The sequence below is a fragment of the Oleiphilus sp. HI0132 genome, from assembly GCF_001635845.1.
Window position 1 is genome coordinate 1 of record NZ_LWGJ01001266.1, and the last position, 979, is coordinate 979.

Annotated in this window: 2 protein-coding genes; both read left to right on the forward strand. The window is 44.5% G+C overall.

Features of this window, described 5'->3' with window-relative positions:
- Window positions 1-453 (forward strand): imidazoleglycerol-phosphate dehydratase HisB (gene hisB / locus A3766_RS19165; protein ID WP_068642797.1); only part of this gene is annotated, 453 nt, incomplete at its 5' end.
- A gap of 80 nt (window positions 454-533) precedes the next feature.
- Window positions 534-979, forward strand: a 446-nt coding sequence (gene hisH, locus A3766_RS19170) for an imidazole glycerol phosphate synthase subunit HisH (protein ID WP_068642799.1), incomplete at its 3' end; no start/stop codon positions are given.

Consider the following 979-nt stretch of genomic DNA (forward strand, 5'->3'; position numbering starts at 1 on the left):
CATGGCATGATTGATATCGATGCGCACTGTAAAGGCGACTTGCACATAGACGATCACCATACCGTTGAAGATTTGGGTATTACACTAGGCCAGGCATTCTCTAAAGCTGTGGGCGATAAGAAAGGCATTCGTCGTTATGGCCATGCCTATGTTCCTCTAGATGAGGCATTGTCGCGTGTTGTTATCGACTTCTCTGGCCGTCCTGGCTTGGAATACGATATTCCTTTTACCAGAGGAAGTGTCGGCCGCTTCGATACAGAGCTGTTTTATGAGTTTTTTCAAGGTTTTGTAAATCACGCCAATGTAACTTTGCACATCGATAATCTGAAGGGTAAAAATGCTCATCATCAGATCGAAACGGTATTCAAAGCTTTTGGCCGCGCGCTTCGCATGGCTTTGGAACTTGATGAGCGAATGGAAGGAAAAATGCCGTCTACTAAAGGTTCTTTATAGAACCGGTTTCAAGTTGTACGACAGTTAATAAATAATACTGGCCTCTTTTGAGGTCAGTTGCTTTTTACGAGTGAGAAAAAATGACGACAATTGCCATTATTGATTATGGTATGGGCAATTTGCATTCGGTTTCGAAGGCATTTGAACACGTAGCGCCTGATGCAAAAGTCCTTGTAACTTCGGATGCGGATACGATTCGTGCATCAGATAAGGTTGTTTTGCCTGGTGTAGGCGCTATGCGCGATTGCATGGCTGAAATTAAGCGTTTGGGCTTTGATAGCTTAAGCATGGAAGTTTCCAAGGACAGACCTTTTTTGGGTATTTGTGTTGGCATGCAAGCTTTGCTTCAACATAGCCAGGAGAATGGAGGCGTTGATTGTATCGGTGCCTTCCCAGGCGATGTTTTGCATTTTGGCGAAAGCTTGTATGAAGAGAACGATAAGGGCGAGAAGGTTCGTTTGAAAGTACCGCATATGGGGTGGAATCAGGTGGTGCAGAATGGTGATCACCCTATGTGGCATAAGAT